Source organism: Jatrophihabitans fulvus (assembly GCF_054781375.1).
In genome coordinates this window covers 371,631-387,956 of sequence record NZ_BAAGUN010000004.1, presented here as the reverse complement: position 1 = coordinate 387,956, position 16,326 = coordinate 371,631, and the positions used below count along the sequence as shown (strand labels likewise).

Here is a 16,326-nt window from a genome sequence, read left to right as displayed (position 1 = left end):
CCACTCGTGAAGCCCACTCGTGAAGCCCACTCGTGAAGCCCACTCGTGAAGCCCACTCGTGAAGCCCACTCGTGAAGCCCACTCGTGAAGCCCACTCAATTGTTTTCGACAGAGGTGATGCCGACACCCGGCACCGACCGGTCGGAGCGCGGCGGCCTCAGCGGTCGAGATGGTCGGCCAGCACCTCGGCGAGATGGCGTCCGCGGGTGTCGGCGAGCTGCTCGACCTGGGTGCGGCAGGAGAACCCGTCCGCGAGGACCACCGCGTCGTCACCGGAAGCCTGCGCGCGGCGGACGGCCGGGAGCAGCGCGGTCTCGGCGACGGCGACGGACACGTCGTAGTGGCCGCGCTCGACGCCGAAGTTGCCGGCGAGTCCGCAGCAGCCGCCGACGGACTCGATCGAGGCGCCGGCGTCGGCGAGCAGGGCGGCGTCGGCCTGCCAGCCCATCACCGCGTGCTGGTGGCAGTGCGGCTGGGCGACGCCGCGCACGTCCGACAGGTCGGGCGGGGTCCAGCCCGGGGTGTCGGCGAGCAGCTCGGCCAGGGTGCGGGTCTGGCGGGCGACGGCGGCGGCGCGCGGGTCGTCCGGCAGCAGCCGGACGGCGTCGTGCCGCAGCACGGCGGTGCAGGACGGCTCGAGACCCACGATCGGGGTGCCGTCACGGACGGCGTCCGCGAGCGCGTCGAGGGAACGCCGGAGCTGCCGCTTCGCGCCGTCCAACTGTCCGGTCGAGATCCAGGTCAGACCGCAGCAGACCGACTTCTCCACGATCGTCGGCGCGTACCCGGCGGCCTCGAGCACCCGCACCGCCGCACGCCCGACAGCCGGGTCGAAGGTGTCGGTGAACGTGTCGACCCAGAGGACGACCGGACTTCCGGTGCGCGCACGACGGTCGAACGACCGGCGGAAGGTGCGCGTCGCGAACCGCGGCAGCGGACGCCGCTGGTCGATGCCGCCGCCGGCCCGGGCGAGCCGGGCGACCGGCCCGATCGCCAGCACCGCGTTGACGAGCCGCGCGACGGCGGGCACGCGCGTCACCAGTCGCGCCCAGCGCGGCAGCATGCCGAGCGCGTAGTGCGACGGGGGCCGCAGCCGGCGCCGGAAGCGCTGGTGCAGCGCCTCGGACTTGTACGTCGCGACGTCGACCCCGGCCGGGCAGTCGGCCGAGCACCCCTTGCACGACAGGCAGAGGTCGAGCGACTCGGCGAGCTCGGGCGAGCGCCAGCCGTCGACGAGCCCACCGTTGGCGAGTTCCTGCAGCACGCGGGCGCGGCCGCGGGTGGAGTCCTTCTCGTCCCGGGTGGCCAGGTACGACGGGCACATCACACCGCCCGCGGCCGTGGTGTCCGCGCGACACTTGCCCACCCCGACACACCGGTGGACGGCGGTCGACAGGTCGCCGCGGTCCTGCGGGTACGCGAACGCGAGCCCACGGGTGATCGGGCGCGCCGACGGCACGCGCAGGTCGGCGTCGAGCGGGGCGGGGTCGGCCAGCACGCCCGGGTTGAGCAGGCCGGCCGGGTCGAAGAGTCGCTTCACCTCGCCGAACAGGGCGACCGCGCGAGCGGAGTACATGTGCGTCAGCAACTCGCTGCGCGCCCGTCCGTCCCCGTGCTCGCCCGACAGCGAGCCCCCGTGCGAGCCGACCAAGGTCGCCGCGTCCGAGACGAACGCGCGGTAGGCGTCCGGTGTCGAGCTGAACGGGAAGTCGATGCGTACGTGCACGCATCCGTCGCCGAAGTGGCCGTAGGTGAGCCCGTCCAGCCGGTGCTCGGCGAGCAGCGCCTCGAACTCGCGCAGGTAGGCGCCCAGCCGTTGCGGCGGGACGGCGGCGTCCTCCCAGCCGGGCCACGCGGGCTCGCCGGCAGGGGTGCGTCCGCCGAGGCCGGCGCCGTCCTCGCGGATGCGCCAGAGCGCCCGGGCGGGCGGTCCCACGACCACGGCGTGGTCGAGACAGCCGGCGTCGGCGGCGAGCTTCTCGGCGTTGTCGACCGCCTCGGCCTCGGTCGCCCCGGAGGTCTCGACGAACAGCCACCCGGCGCCGCGGGGCAGGGCGGGCACCGCCGCCTCGCCGCGCCGCGACCGGACCACCTCGACGAGGCGCGCGTCCATGCCCTCGATCGCGACGACGCCGCGGGCGGGGCCGTGCGGCAGCAGCGCCGGGACGGCGTCGGCCGCGGACGGCATGTCGGCGTACCCGAGCACGCACAGCGCGACGGCCTTCGGCGATTCGACCAGGCGGACGGTCGCCCCCAGCAGCACCGCGAGCGTTCCCTCGGTGCCGGCGAGGAACTTGGCGACGTCGTGGCCGTTCTCGGGCAGCAGGTGCTCGAGGGAGTACCCGGACACCTGCCGGGTGAAGCGCCCGAACTCCGTCCGCACGAGCGCCAGGTTCTGCTGGACGAGCCGGTCGAGACCCACGTGCAGTGGGTCGGACGGCAGCCCGTCCCGGCCGTGCCGGCGCGCGGCGAAGCGGTCACCACCGGCGGTCACCACGTCGAGCTCGACGACGTTGTCGGCGGTGCGGCCGTAGGTCAGCGCCCGCGGTCCGCAGGCGTTGTTGCCGATCGACCCGCCGATGGTCGCGCGGGCGTGGGTGGACGGATCGGGCCCGTACCGAAGGCCGTGCGGCGCGGCCGCGGCGGTGATCGCGTCGAGGGTGGCGCCGGGCTGCACGACGGCCGTGCGCGCCTCCGGATCGACCGACAGCACCCGGTTCAGGTGCCGCGACGTGTCGAGCACGAGACCGGGGCCGATCGAGTTGCCGGCGGTCGACGTCCCGCCGCCGCGCATCGTCACCGGAACGCCGACCGACACCGCCGCGGCGACCGCCGCCTCGACCTCCGCGACCTCGCGCGGGTACGCGACGGCGGCCGGCGGCACGCGGTAGTTCGACGCGTCCGTCGCGTACTCGGCGCGGCGGCGGTTGCCCGTCTCGACCTCGGACAGTCCCGCCCGCAGGAGCGCGGCGGTGAGGTCGTCGGACGGGGCGAGGGTCACCTCGCCATTGTCCAGGACGGGGGTGGTGTGCCGTCCGTCGCGTACGCCACTGCCGCGCGGGCGGTGACCGGCCCGACCAGGTTGCCGGTGCCGCTGTAGCCGCCGGCGCACACCACGCCGCCGGACGGTCCGTCGTGCACCCGGACGCACAGCGGCCGCCCGTCCGCGGTGAACCCGACCGGCGCGGCCCACCGGTGGGTGACCCGCACCGGCTCCCCGGCGATCGTGGCGGCGGCCCGCTCGATCCAGGCCTGGACCGCCTCGGTCGGTTCGGCGTCGGCCGTCCACTCGTCGGCCTCGTGGTGCTGCCGTCCGCCGCCGACCAGCAACCGTCCGGACGGGTCCTGCTGCGCGTAGTCGTACCCCCACCGTCCGTAGACCGGGCACGGCGCCCGGCCGGGAGCCACCGGCTCGGTCGCCAGCATCTGCAGCCGCGCGGTGCGGACGCGTCCGGCCAGCTCGGGCACGAGCACGTCGAGACGTCCGTCGACGGCGACGACGACGGCGCCGGCCGACACCCTCCCCCGCTCGGTGCGGACGGCCCCGGCCGACACCGAGGTGACACGGGTGTGTTCGTGCAGGGCGGCCCGCCCGGCCAGCCGGGTGGCGGTGGCGACGGCGCGGACGGCGGGATTGACCTGCGCGTCGTCGGGCAGGAACAGCCCCCGTCCGAGCGGCCCGTCGTAGTCGTCGACCGCGATGCCCGCCTCGCGCAGCAGCGCGGCCTGGGCGACGCAGTCGGCGAGCTCGTCGGCGTCGGGCTCCCCCGGCCACCCGGCGAGCCGGATCGAACCCGCCCGCCGGACGGCCCCCGGCAGCTCGGACGCCAGCCGGTCGATCTCGGCGAGCGTCGCGCGGTAGAGGTCGAACGCGGCGGCGCCCCACTCGCGCACGGCCTGGTGCAGGTGCGCCGGGCCGCCGAGCAGGAACCCGCCGTTGCGTCCGGACGCCATCGCCCCGACCCGTCCGGCGTCGAGGCCGATCACGGACAGCCCCCGCTCCGCCGCGGCCTCGACGGCGGCGAGCCCCGAGGCACCCAGGCCGACCACGCACACGTCCGCGGACGCGTCGCCCGGCAGTGGCGGCAGGCCCGGCCACGCCTGCACTTCCGTAGCGGTGTCCCAGCCGACGGTCATGTCCCCAGCGTCCCAGACCGGCCGCGGCCATCCGGCTGCAAGTGGGCTGCAAGCGCGCGTCCAGGGCGACGGGACACCGTCGTCGACGCGGGCAACCGGGCCCGCACCGACACGACGCCGGAGCTGATCATGACCACCGTCCTGTACCGACTCGGACGCGGCTGCGCCGCCCATCCCTGGCGCACGCTCGCCGCGTGGATGGTGGTGCTCGCCGCCCTGTTCGGCGCCGCCGCCGCGTTCGGCGACGAGACGCGGGACGACTGGACGGTGTCCGACGCCCCCGCCCAGCGCGGCATCGACCTGCTGCGCGACCACCTCCCCGCGGCGGCGAACGCCGGGGCCCGCGTCGTCGTCCACGACGCGGACGGCCGGGTGCCCGCGGCCGCCCTGGACCGGCTCGCCGACCGCCTCGCCGACGTTCCGCACGTCGCCGTCGTCGCACCGCCGCGGCTCAGTGCGGACGGGTCGACCGCGCTCGTCGCGGTGTCCTACGACGTCAAGGTCACCGACCCCGCCGTCTACCAGAGGACCGGCCCGCTCGAGCGCGCCGTCGCGCCCACCCGGGCGGACGGGCTGACCGTCGAACTGGGCGGCGACCTGCCCGAGACCGCGGCCGCGCCCATCGAGGGGCAGGGCGAGCTCATCGGTGTCGTCGTTGCCCTGATCGTCCTGGTGCTGGCCCTCGGGTCCGTGGTCGCCGCGGGCCTCCCGATCGGCATCGCCTTCATCGGCCTCGGTGCCGCGTCGGCCGGCATCACCCTGCTCGCCGCCACCATGGACGTCAGCACCAGTGCCCCGCTCGTCGCCACGATGGTCGGCCTGGGAGTGGGCATCGACTACGCCCTGCTGCTCGTCACCCGGCAGGTCGAGTACCTGCGCGTCGGGCACGACCTGCCCGAGGCGGCCGGACGCGCCGCGGCCACCGCCGGACGCGCGGTGGTGCTCGCCGGCAGCACCGTGCTCGTGTCGCTGTTCGGGCTGCGCCTCGCCGGGCTGCCGACCTACTCGGCCTTCGGCCTCACCACCGGCCTCGCCGTCGTCGGCGTGATGGCCGCCGCCCTCACTCTCGTGCCCGCGTTCAGCCGCCTGGCCGGGCGCAGGCTGCTGCCGCGCGCCGTCCGCCGGGGCCGGGCCACGACCGTCCGCGCGCCGCTCGCCGAGCGGTGGGCGACCCGCGTGGCGCGCCGTCCGGTCGTGTGGGCGCTGGCCGCGACCACCGTCCTCGTCGCCCTCGCCGCCCCCGTGCTGGCGCTCACGACCTGGCCGCAGGACGCGTCGTCGCAGTCGAGCGAGCTCACCACCCGCCGCGCCTACGACCTCGTCGCCGACGAGTTCGGTCCCGGCGCGAACGGGCCGTACCTGCTCGTCGTCGACCGGGCGCAGGCCGGCCCGGACGCCACCGTCCGCACCCTCGACGCCCTGCGCTCGGACGGACGCATCGCCCGCATCGCCCCCGTCGTCACCTCGCCGGACGGCGCGCTCGACGTCGTCAGCGCCGAGGCCCGCTTCGGCCCGACGGACGGACGGACCGCCGACCTCGTCGCCGACCTGCGTGACGCGGTGCCGTCTGGCGTCGAGCTGACCGGCACGACACCACTGTTCGCCGACATCAGCGACCTGCTCGCCGACCGCCTGCCGGTGGTCATCGGCTTCGTGGTCGGGGTCTCGGTGCTGCTGCTCGGGATGATGTTCCGGTCGGTCGTCGTACCGCTCAAGGCGGCGGCGATGAACCTGTTGTCGGTCGGCGCCGCGTACGGCGTGCTCGTCGTGGTGTTCCAGTGGGGCTTCGGCAGCTCGCTGCTCGGGCTCGACCACGCGTCCCCGGTGTCGAGCTGGATGCCGATCCTGCTGTTCACGATCCTGTTCGGCCTCTCGATGGACTACGAGGTGTTCCTGCTGTCGCGGGTGCGGGAGGCCTGGCTGGCCACCGGCGACCCGCGCCGCAGCGTCACCGCCGGCGTCGGGTCGACCGGCCGGGTCATCTCCGCCGCCGCCGCGATCATGGTGGCCGTCTTCGTCGGCTTCGCCTTCGAGACCGACGTGATCGTCAAGCAGCTCGGGCTGGGCCTGGCCGTGGCGGTGTTCCTCGACGCCACCGTCGTCCGGCTGGTGCTGGTGCCCGCCACCCTGACGCTGCTCGGACGGCGCAACTGGTGGATGCCCGCCTGGCTCGACGCGGTGCTGCCCCGCATCCGGTCCGAGGCCGCGGGAACCGGCGCCAGCGATGCCCCCGATGCCACCGACACCCCGCGCGATCTCGCGACCACGGCGCGCTGACCCCGCTCACCACACCCCACCCACGGAAGGACCTCCCATGACCACCACCACCCGCACCCAGCAGCTGCACCTCCCCGGCCAGGCCGCGGTCGCCGACGGCCCCATCGACCTGACGGTCATGTACGTCATGCACTTCGGCTTCCGCGACGACCTCGACCGGTTCGTCGACGCCGCGCGGCACACCCCGGTCGACGACCGGGCCGCGTGGGGGCGCCTCGAGCGCCGCTGGCAGGTGTTCGCCGACGTCCTGCACAACCACCACCACGGCGAGGACACCCACCTGTGGCCGCGCTTGCGCGAACGCGCGGACGCCGACGAACTCGCCGTGCTCGCCGCGATGGAGGACGAGCACTCGCGCATCGACCCGCTGCTCGCCTCGTGCGCGGACGGCTTCACCCACCTGGCCGGGCACGCGGACGAGAACGTCCGCACCGCCCTGGTCGTGCGGCTGACCGCGACCCGCGACGCGCTGGGCCGCCATCTCGCCCACGAGGAGACGGACGCGCTGCCGCTGCTGCAGCGCGTGCTGAGCGTCGAGGAGTGGCACGAGATCGACGAGCGCGGGTTCAAGAAGGACCTGACGCTGCGGCAGGTGCTGCGCATCGTGCCGTGGGCCGGCCACCGGCTCGACCCCGAGACGCAGGCGGTCGCGCTGCGGCAGGCGGGGGCCGCGTTCCGGCTGGTGTGGCGGCTGACCCGGCGCCGCTGGGCGCGGGACGAGCGGCAGGCGTTCGCCCACAACGCCACGCCCGTGCAGGCCTGAGTCAGAAGCCGAACCGGTCCCGCTGGCCGCGCCACCACCGCGCGGCCAGCGGGGCCTGCCACTGCTCGCAGATCTTCTCGGCGTCGTCGGCGTGGGACGCGGCGAGGGCGTGGTCGCCGACGCCGTACGCGGCGTAGGCGAGGAACGCGTCGACCGGGCCCAGGCACGGACCCGACCCGGCGCTCAGCGCACGTCCGGCGTGGGGCGCGAGCTTCGCGTACGCGGCGGCGGCCAGGTCGGGCATCGCGGTGAACGCCGCCGCCTGGGCCGTCATCCCCCACTCCAGCGGGGCCATCCAGGTGGTGTCGTCGAGCTTCGGCGGCGACTCGAGCAGCAGCGCCCGCGCCTCGTCCTCGCGCCCGGCCCCGCAGAGGAACCCGGCGAGGCTCCCGACCAGGGGCAGCGGGCTCACCGCCCGCAGCACCCGCAGCGTGGCGACCACCTCGCTGATCGCCTCCCCCGCCCACCAGGCCAGCACCAGCGCCGTACCGGCGAGGGCCTCGGTGCCCTGCTGGACGTTCGTCGGGGCGATGAGGGCGGCGAGCGTGTCGCGCAGCTCCGTGGCCCGTCCGAGCTCGTCGCGCATCGCGAGCCAGGGCACGACGAACCCGGCGAGGATGACCTGCGCGAACAGGTGGTGCTGCCGACGGGCCCCGGCCCACGCCTCGTCCCACAGCGGGAAGATCTCGTCGCTCATCCCTGCCTCGCCGAGCGCGCTGACCAGCAGCAGCTGCGCCTCGACGAGCTCGCGCTCGGCGCCCAGGTCGCGGGCGAGCGCGGCCGCCTCGCGGGTCAGCGCGATGCGGTCGACGGCGGTGGGCAGCCACCACGTGGCGACCGCCCGGTGGGTCAGCGCGTGCAGCAGCAACGCGGGATCGCCGAGCCGCCGGGCCATCGCGACCGCCTCGTCCGCCAGCGCATCGCGCCCCTGCGGGGCGTCCGGTGCGTGATAGACCTCCGCGGCCAGCGCGAGCAGGGCCAGGCAGCGCGTCGGCGAATCGGTGTCCGTCAACCGGTCGAGGGCGCGGCGCAGCGAACCGACGACGATCTCGTCGACCTCCCCGAACACCGCCGCGATCCACAGCGAGCCGCGCGTGAGGCTGGTCGCGGCCTCGACGACCCGCTCGACGTCGTCGAGCTCCCACGCGAGCGCGAGGGCCTCGTGCACGACGGGCCGCCGCGCGGTCTCGTCCGCCGTGAGGCGCAGCGCGTCCACGAGCTCGGCACGCAGGTCGTAGCAGTCCTCGACGGTCGCGTCGGTGTCGGCGTCGGCCGCCGTCACCGACCGGCGCAGCAGGTCGGCCGACTCGGCGTAGGCGTGCACGGCGCGGGCAGCCCGGGCCGCGTCCGCGCCGGCCCGCCAGGCCGAGGTGACGTGACGCGGCCCGGCGGCGAACCAGTGCCGGGCCACCTCGCCGATCCGCTGCGGACGGTCGGCCAGGCTCTCGGCGGCACGCGCGTGCAACCGGGCCGCGCGCGACACCGGCAGGGCCGCGTACAGGGTGTCGCGCACGAGCGCGTGGGCGAAGACGAACTCGTCGACACCGGTCTCGCGGATCAGGCCGCCCTCCGCCGCGACGGTGAGCGCGGTGAGCGCGTCGTCCTCCGTCACGCCCGACACCTGCGCGACGTCGGGCAGCTCGACCCGCCGTCCGAGAACGCACGCCGCCCGCAGCACGTCGACGCACGACGGCGGCAGCGCCGCGACACGCCGCGAGACCACCTCGCCGATACCGGCCGGCGGGTCAGGCGCCGCGAGCAGCGCGGCGAGACCGGCGGCGTCCGGCGCGAGCCGGGCGAACTCGACGAGGAAGAACGGGTTGCCGTCCGTGCGGCCGCGCAGCGTGCGGGCCAGCCCGGCGTCGGCGGCGTCGTGCGTGATGGCGGCGACGATCTCGGCGACGTCGCCCTCGCCGAGACCGCCGAGGTGCAGGCGCAGCGCGTGGTGGCGGGCGAGAGCGGCGGCGAGGTCACCGAGCGGACCGGACGGCGGCGGGCTGTCGCGCCACGTCGCGACGACGACGAGCCGTTCGGACCCGGCCTGCTCGACGAGCAGCTGCAGCACCTGCAGGCTCGACTCGTCCGACCAGTGCAGGTCGTCCAGTCCCACCACCAGCGGACGGTCGCGGGCCGCGGCGAGCAGGCGGGTGACGATCGCCTGCCGGCTGCGGAACTGCGCGCCGGGCTCGCCGGGCGCGTCGGTGCCGACGGCGGGCAGCGGTTCGGCGCCCAGCGATGTGAGCACCTGCGCCCACGGCCACAGCGGCGGGGCACCCTCGTCCTGCGAGCAGCGCCCGACGGTCACCGGGACGCCGCGGGCGCGGGCGAGGGCGCCGAACTCGGCGGCCAACCGGGTCTTGCCGATGCCGGGCTCGCCGGTGACCACGGCGACCCGGGGGCCGTCGGCGTCGAGCAGGGCGACGAGGTCGTCGAGCTCGCTGCCGCGCCCGACCATCGGCCACGGCGCGATCGGGTCGGCGCGCGCCGGGCGCGGCGCGGGCACCGGGTCGGGTCCGCCGGCCGGCCGGACGGTGTCGGGCAGCGGCTGCCACGCCAACGTCGCGTCCTGGCGCAGCACCCGTACCTGCAGGTCCTGCAGCTCCGGTCCCGGTTCGAGACCGAGTTCGTCCGCCAGCAGCGACCGCACCCCGGCCAGCGCCTCGAGCGCGTCGCCCTGCCGCCCGGCACGGGTGAGCGCGAGGGTCCGCAGCGCCCACAGCCGCTCGCGCAGCGGGTGCTCGAGCGTCAGCGCCTCGAGCTCGCCGGCGACCGTGGCGTGCTCACCGAGGGCGAGCCGGGCGACGGCGAGCTGCTCCTGGGCGACGAGGCGCAGCTCGCTGAGCCGCGCCCGCTCGGCCACCGCACCGGGGTGGGCGTCGAGCTCGACGAAGGGCACCCCGCGCCAGAGCCGCAGGGCCGCGCGCAGGTCGCGCACCACCTGCTCCACCGCCGGCCGGCCGGGCACCGCTGCCGCGTCCGTCGGGACACCAGAGCCGGGCAGGGCCGCGACCGCGGCGGCCGCCGCGTCGACCGCCGACGCGAAACGGCCGGCGTCGAGCGCGTCTGCGGGCAGCGCGAGTTCGTACCCGGTCGGCCGGGTGACCAGCACCTCGGACGGCATCCGGGCCGGACGGTCGGGTTCGAGCGCCCGCCGCAGCCGGGCCACGTAGGTCTGCAGGCTGGCCGCTGCGGTGTCCGGCGGGGACGCCGGCCACAGGGCGTCGACGATCGTGTCGGTGGCGACGGTGCTGCCCCGGTGCAGGGCGAGCACGGCGAGCAGCCGCTGCTGCATGGGCGAGCCGAGATAGACCGGGCGTCCGGGCGCGGTGACCGCCTCGACCGGACCGAGCACCCCCACGCGCACGCCGCGGAGATTAGCGAAACGGCGGGCGGGCGGACACGGCCTTTCGGCCGTCGTCAGAGGGTTACGGGTGACGCTTCTTCTTCGCCGCCGCGCGCTTCGCCGCGGCCTTCTTCGCAGCGGCCTTCTTCGCCGCCGCCCGCTTCGCTGCCGCCTTCTTCGCTGCCGCCTTCTTCGCTGCCGCCTTCTGCGCGGCGGTCAGGCCGGGGCGGTGCTTGCTGACGCCCGGGCCGATGCCGTAGCCCGGCCCGCGGTGCTTGCTGACCCCCGGGCCGATACCGAGACCCGGGTGGCCGGCGGACGCGCTGTGGGCGGTGGCGGCCGATCCCGGCGCGGCCGTGGCCGCACCCGCGAGCACGAGGCCGAGGACGGCGGTCGCGACGATCAGGATCCGGGTCACTACCGAGCGCATGCCGTCCGCCTTCGTTCGTGGGTGTGAACCGAACGTAAAGCGAACCGGATGTCCGCCGCGCCGGAGAAGGACCGTCCCCCGGGGGCCCAAGGTCCCGACTTCTTCACGCGCGACAGATGTCCGGCAATCACAGCACTTTGGACAAGAACGACTTCGTGCGCTCGTGCTGCGGGTTCGTGATCACGTCGCGCGGGGTGCCCTGCTCGACGACGACGCCGCCGTCCATGAAGACGAGCTGGTCGCCGACCTCGCGGGCGAAGCCCATCTCGTGGGTCACGACGATCATGGTCATGCCGTCGCGGGCGAGCTGTTTCATCGCGTCGAGCACCTCGCCGACCAGTTCCGGGTCGAGCGCGGACGTCGGCTCGTCGAACAGCATCAGCTTCGGCTTCATCGCCAGCGCCCGCGCGATCGCGACCCGCTGCTGCTGACCGCCCGACAGCTGCGCCGGATACTGCTTCTCCTTGTCGACCAGGCCGACCTGGTCGAGCAGCTCGCGCGCCTCGCGCACGGCCTGCTCGCGCTTGACGCCCTTGACCCGGGTGGGGGCCTCGACGATGTTCTGCAGCACGGTCATGTGTGGGAAGAGATTGAACTGCTGGAAGACCATGCCGACGTCGCGGCGCTGCTTGGCCACGTCGGACTCGCGCAGCTCGAGCAGCTTGTCACCCACCCGGCGATAACCCACCAGGTGACCGTTGACCAGCAGCGAGCCGCGGTCGATCTTCTCCAGGTGGTTGATGCACCGGATGAAGGTCGACTTGCCCGATCCGGACGGGCCGATGACGCACAGCACCTGCCCGGCGTCGACGGTCAGGTCGATGCCCTTCAGCACCTGCACCGGACCGAACGACTTGTGCACGTCGGTCGCAACCACCAGCTGCTCAACCACCGAGGGCCCCCGTGCTCGAGTCGCGGCGTTGCGCTTGCATCCCCGCGACCATTCGCTGCCACGGACGTTTCGCCGCGGCCGAGCGCCGCACGCCGCGCCCGTAGCGCTTCTCGAGGAAGTACTGCCCCACCGAGAGGATCGACGTCATGATCAGGTACCAGATGCTGGCGACGACCAGCAGCGGGATCTGCAGGAACGTCGCGTTCGAGTAGAGCTGCTGCGCCTCGCCGGTGAGCTCGAGCAGGCCGACGACGCCGACGAGCGAGGTGGTCTTGAGCATCGAGATCACCTCGTTGCCCGTCGGCGGGATGATCACGCGCATCGCCTGGGGCAGGATGATGCGCCGCATCGCCAGCCCGCGTCCCATGCCGAGCGCGGCGGCCGCCTCGGACTGCCCGGCACCGACCGACAGCAGACCCGCGCGAGCGATCTCGGACATGTACGCCGCCTCGTTCAGGCCCAGGCCGAGGACCCCGGCCACGAACGGCGTGATGATCTCGTTGGTGTCCCACGTGTGGAACGTGGGTCCGAACGGGACGCCCACCGACAGGTTGCTGAACAGCGCCGAGAAGGCGAACCAGAAGATGAGCTGGACGAGCACGGGCGTGCCCCGGAAGAACCAGGTGTAGACCCACGCCGCCGCCGCCAGTACCGGATTGCCCGACATCCGCATGATCGCCAGCACGATGCCGAGCACGATGCCGATGAGCATCGACAGCACCGTGAGCTGGATAGTCAGCCAGATGCCCGAGAAGATCTGGTCGTCGGTGAAGTAGCCACGGACGTAGTCCCAGCGCCACGCCGGGTTGGCGACGAGCGAATGGACGAGCATCGCGACGAGCACGCCGACGACGACCACACCGACCCAGCGCCACGGATGCCGCAGCGGCACGACCTTCATGGGCACGCCGTCGCTGGTGCGCGTGCCACTGGCATCGGTGCCGCCTTCGGCGCCGTCGGCCGGGCCGGCGGGCTCGCCCGCGGTCTTGCCGAACCTCGGTCGCTCGCTCACCGACTATGCCGCGTCGTTGATCTTCGACTCGGTGATGGCGCCGGCCTTCAGGCCCCAGGTCTCGATGATCTGCGAGTAGGTGCCGTTCTGCATCAGCATCGTGACGGCCTTCTGGAAGACCTTGACGAGCGGGCTGCCCTTCGCGAACGCGATGCCGTACGGGCCGACGTCCGTGGTCTCGCCGGCGAGCTCGATCTGGCCGTCCTTGAGCTTGCCCTGGTACTCGACGACCGGGGTGTCGCCGGTGAACGCGTCGGCGCGGCCGGCGACGACCGCGTTGTCGACGTCCGACTGGGTCGGCAGCAGCAGCGCCTTCGGCGCCGGCTTGCCGTCCTTGAGGCACTGGCCCCGCAGCGTGATCGCGCCGTCGGCGGTGTTCTGCGTCAGCGCCGTCGCCTGGATGGTGCCCTTCTCGGCGCCGACGGTCAGCCCGCACAGGTCGCCCTGCTTCTGGATCTTCTTCGGGTTGCCCTTCTTCACGCCGATGGACGTGCCGGCCTTGAAGTAGGTGACGAAGTCGTTGTTCTTCTCGCGCTCGGAGTTGTCGGTGAACGCCGACATCGCGAAGTCGTAGCGCTTGGCGTTGATGCCGGCGAGGATCGCGTCGAACTGCGCCGACTTGACCACGATCTTCACGCCGAGCGTCTTGCCGATGGCGTTGGCGAGGTCGATGTCGAAGCCCTGGAAGCCGCCGCCGGACTTCTTGAACTCGATCGGCGGGTAGGTCGGGTCGGTGGCCATGACGAGGGTCTGGCGCTTGCCGGCCGGCAGCTGGGCGTTGAGACTGTCGTCCTTCTTGACGCTGACCGACGCCGACTTGCCGCCGTCGTCGACGGTCTTGCCGCTACCGCATCCGGTGAGCGCGAGGGCGGTGGCGACGATGCCCGTCAGGGCAACGGTGAAGCGACGTGACGACAAGACGACCTCCTGGTGACGGACCGGCGGGAGTCACCCTAACGACACCATCGGGCCGTGTGGGCCGCGCTATCGAACCGTGATCCGACGAAAGCAACTTTTTGCGGACAGGTCGGACTCAGGACGGTGTCACGGCATCGCGAGCTGCGTCTTGCCCAGGACGACGACGCCGCCCTCGGAGACGTGGTAACGCTGCCGGTCGATGTCGGGCTCCAGCCCGATGTGCGCGCCCTCGGGCACGACGACGTCCTTGTCGAGGATCGCCTTGCGCACGACCGCTCCACGCCCGATCTGTACGCCGTCCATGAGGACGGAGCCCTCGACGTAGGCGCCGGCCGCGAGCCGGACGTTGGGGGCGATGACGCTGTGGCGGACGGTCGCCCCGGCCACGATCGCGCCGGCGCCGATGATCGACTCCTGGGCGATGCCGCCCTCGACGAACTTCGCCGGCGGCAGCTGCGCGTGGTGGGTGAAGATCGGCCACCGCTGGTTGTAGAGGTTGAAGATCGGGTGCACCGCGACGAGGTCCATGTGCGCGTCGTAGTACGCGTCGATGGTGCCGACGTCGCGCCAGTACCCGTGGTCGCGCTCGGTGGCCCCGGGCACCTCGTTGTCGGCGAAGTCGTACACGTAGGCCGAGCCCTGCTTCACCATCGCCGGCATGATGTTGGTGCCCATGTCGTGCACCGACTGCTCGTCGTCGGCGTCCTCCTTGAGCGCCTCCAGCAACGCCTCGGTCGTGAACACGTAGTTGCCCATGGACGCGAACGTCTGGTCGGGGTTGTCGGGCAGGCCCGGCGGCTCGGCGGGCTTCTCGAGGAAGTCGATGACGCGGCGGTCGGGGTCGGCGTCGATCACGCCGAACGCGCTGGCCTCGGCGCGCGGCACCCGGATGCCCGCCACCGTCGCGCCCGCCCCGGTCTCGATGTGCTGCTGCACCATCTGCCGCGGGTCCATGCGGTACACGTGGTCGGCGCCGAACACGATGATGTAGTCGGGCTTGTCGTCGTAGATCAGGTTGGCCGACTGCAGGATCGCGTCGGCACTGCCGGTGTACCAGCGCGGGCCGAGCCGCTGCTGCGCCGGCACCGGGGTGATGTAGTTGCCCAGCACCGTCGACATGCGCCACGTGGTGGTGATGTGCCGGTCGAGCGAGTGCGACTTGTACTGCGTCAGCACGCACAGCCGCAGGTACCCGGCGTTGACCAGGTTCGACAGCACGAAGTCGACGAGGCGGTAGTTGCCACCGAAGGGCACGGCCGGTTTGGCGCGGTCGGCGGTCAGCGGCCACAGCCGTTTGCCCTCGCCACCCGCGAGCACGATGCCCAGGACCCGGGGCTCAGCCGCCATGCTGCCCACCCTAGTCACGGATGGCTACGGTGAGTCCATGCGCGTCGCCGTGTTGTCGCGGGAGTACCCACCGGACGTCTACGGCGGGGCCGGTGTCCACGTCGAGTTCCTCGTCCGCGAGCTGCGTCGCCTGGTCGACGTCGACGTCCACTGCTTCGGTGCCCCGCGCGACGGCGCCCACGCCTACGGCACCCCGCCGGGCCTGGCGTCGGCGAACCCCGCCCTGCAGACGCTCGGCACCGACCTCGAGATCGCGGCCGCCGTCGGCGGTGCCGACGTGCTGCACTCGCACACCTGGTACGCCAACCTCGCGGGCGTGCTCGGCGCCCAGTTGCACGGCGTGCCGCACGTGCTGTCGGCGCACTCCCTCGAGCCGCACCGGCCGTGGAAGGCCGAGCAGCTCGGCGGCGGCTACCGCATCTCGTCGTGGGCCGAGCGCCAGGCGTACGAGAACGCCGACGCCGTGGTGGCCGTCAGCTACGGCATGCGGGCGGACGTGCTCGACGCCTACCCCTTCGTCGACCCGGCGAAGGTGCACGTGATCCACAACGGCATCGACACGACGCTCTACGCACCCGCCGACGCCGACGACGCGCTCGCCCGGCACGGCATCGACCCGTCACGTCCGTACGTCGTGTTCGTCGGACGGATCACCCGGCAGAAGGGTCTCGCCCACCTGCTCGCGGCGGCGTCGGCCTTCGACCCGGAGATCCAGCTGGTGCTGTGCGCCGGCGCGCCCGACACCGCCGAGATCGCCGCCGAGACGGAAGCGACCGTGGGCCGGCTCGCCCGGCAGCGGACGGGCGTCGTCTGGATCCGCGACATGCTGCCCCGCGACCAGGTGTCGCAGCTGCTCACCCACGCAGCGGTGTTCGTGTGCCCGTCGGTCTACGAGCCGCTCGGCATCGTCAACCTCGAGGCCATGGCGTGCGGCACCGCCGTCGTCGCCAGCGCCGTCGGCGGCATCCCCGAGGTCGTCGCCGACGGCGTCACGGGCACGCTCGTGCCGTATCACGCCGTCACGACCGAGGAGTTCGAGGCGGGCCTCGCGACCGCCGTCAACGAGCTGTGCGCCGACCCGTCCCGGGCCGCGGCGATGGGTCAGGCCGGACGCGAGCGCGCCGTGCGCGAGTTCGGGTGGGACACCATCGCCCACCGCACGGTCGAGCTGTACGAGTCGCTGCTCGCCTGACCGGCCGTCCGGGCT

At 73.7% G+C, this 16,326-nt stretch carries 11 protein-coding genes; 3 read left to right on the top strand and 8 right to left on the bottom strand.

Features of this window, described 5'->3' with window-relative positions; genetic code table 11:
• Positions 1-157: 157 nt before the first annotated feature.
• Positions 158-3,001 carry an FAD-binding and (Fe-S)-binding domain-containing protein gene (locus ACYVP9_RS16100; protein WP_460605913.1) on the bottom strand — a complete coding sequence of 948 codons (2,844 nt, stop codon included), beginning with the start codon at positions 2,999-3,001 and terminating at the stop codon, positions 158-160.
• Entirely contained in the window at positions 2,998-4,137 is a 1,140-nt protein-coding gene (locus ACYVP9_RS16095; protein WP_460605912.1) for an NAD(P)/FAD-dependent oxidoreductase, read from the bottom strand. The genes ACYVP9_RS16100 and ACYVP9_RS16095 overlap by 4 nt, the downstream gene beginning before the upstream one ends.
• 129 nt (positions 4,138-4,266) lie before the next feature.
• On the opposite strand from ACYVP9_RS16095, the gene ACYVP9_RS16090 reads away from it, so the two are divergent.
• Together ACYVP9_RS16090 and ACYVP9_RS16085 are read left to right on the top strand one after the other, a co-directional pair.
• On the top strand, positions 4,267-6,414 hold the full coding sequence (locus ACYVP9_RS16090) for an MMPL family transporter (protein ID WP_460605911.1): 2,148 nt from the start codon (positions 4,267-4,269) through the stop codon (positions 6,412-6,414).
• 37 nt (positions 6,415-6,451) lie between these two features.
• The gene (locus ACYVP9_RS16085; protein WP_460605910.1) at positions 6,452-7,177 is read left to right on the top strand and encodes a hemerythrin domain-containing protein; all 726 of its coding nucleotides are present in this window, start codon (positions 6,452-6,454) and stop codon (positions 7,175-7,177) included.
• Position 7,178: 1 nt separating this feature from the next.
• Here the strand turns inward: ACYVP9_RS16085 and ACYVP9_RS16080 are convergent, their stop codons facing one another.
• From ACYVP9_RS16080 to glgC, 6 genes are all read right to left on the bottom strand, one after another.
• The gene (locus ACYVP9_RS16080) at positions 7,179-10,541 is read right to left on the bottom strand and encodes a BTAD domain-containing putative transcriptional regulator (RefSeq protein WP_460605909.1); all 3,363 of its coding nucleotides are present in this window, start codon (positions 10,539-10,541) and stop codon (positions 7,179-7,181) included.
• A 61-nt stretch (positions 10,542-10,602) separates the two neighbouring features.
• A complete protein-coding gene (locus tag ACYVP9_RS16075; RefSeq protein WP_460605908.1) occupies positions 10,603-10,950 on the bottom strand; it encodes a hypothetical protein in 348 nt (115 codons plus the stop codon).
• Positions 10,951-11,077: 127 nt separating this feature from the next.
• On the bottom strand, positions 11,078-11,830 hold the full coding sequence (locus tag ACYVP9_RS16070; protein WP_460605929.1) for an amino acid ABC transporter ATP-binding protein: 753 nt from the start codon (positions 11,828-11,830) through the stop codon (positions 11,078-11,080).
• Between the two features lie 4 nt (positions 11,831-11,834).
• Complete coding sequence (locus ACYVP9_RS16065; RefSeq protein ID WP_460605907.1) at positions 11,835-12,854, bottom strand: amino acid ABC transporter permease; 1,020 nt, start codon at positions 12,852-12,854, stop codon at positions 11,835-11,837.
• A 3-nt stretch (positions 12,855-12,857) separates the two neighbouring features.
• Entirely contained in the window at positions 12,858-13,772 is a 915-nt protein-coding gene (locus ACYVP9_RS16060) for an ABC transporter substrate-binding protein (RefSeq protein WP_460605906.1), read from the bottom strand.
• A 126-nt stretch (positions 13,773-13,898) separates the two neighbouring features.
• Complete coding sequence (gene glgC, locus ACYVP9_RS16055) at positions 13,899-15,119, bottom strand: glucose-1-phosphate adenylyltransferase (protein ID WP_460605905.1); 1,221 nt, start codon at positions 15,117-15,119, stop codon at positions 13,899-13,901.
• Positions 15,120-15,156: 37 nt separating this feature from the next.
• Here glgC and glgA point away from each other — a divergent pair, with 37 nt between their 5' ends.
• Positions 15,157-16,311 (top strand): glycogen synthase, encoded by a 1,155-nt coding sequence (gene glgA / locus ACYVP9_RS16050; protein WP_460605904.1) that lies wholly within the window; start codon positions 15,157-15,159, stop codon positions 16,309-16,311.
• The last annotated feature ends 15 nt before the right edge of the window (positions 16,312-16,326 follow it).

What these genes read in the sequence shown, in the direction of transcription:
- ACYVP9_RS16095 (WP_460605912.1), bottom strand. Translation starts at nt 4,137, where the DNA reads ATGACCGTCGGCTGGGACACCGCTACGGAAGTGCAGGCGTGGCCGGGC.
- ACYVP9_RS16090 (WP_460605911.1), top strand. Translation starts at nt 4,267, where the DNA reads ATGACCACCGTCCTGTACCGACTCGGACGCGGCTGCGCCGCCCATCCC.
- ACYVP9_RS16085 (WP_460605910.1), top strand. Translation starts at nt 6,452, where the DNA reads ATGACCACCACCACCCGCACCCAGCAGCTGCACCTCCCCGGCCAGGCC.
- ACYVP9_RS16075 (WP_460605908.1), bottom strand. Translation starts at nt 10,950, where the DNA reads ATGCGCTCGGTAGTGACCCGGATCCTGATCGTCGCGACCGCCGTCCTC.
- glgC (WP_460605905.1), bottom strand. Translation starts at nt 15,119, where the DNA reads ATGGCGGCTGAGCCCCGGGTCCTGGGCATCGTGCTCGCGGGTGGCGAG.
- glgA (WP_460605904.1), top strand. Translation starts at nt 15,157, where the DNA reads ATGCGCGTCGCCGTGTTGTCGCGGGAGTACCCACCGGACGTCTACGGC.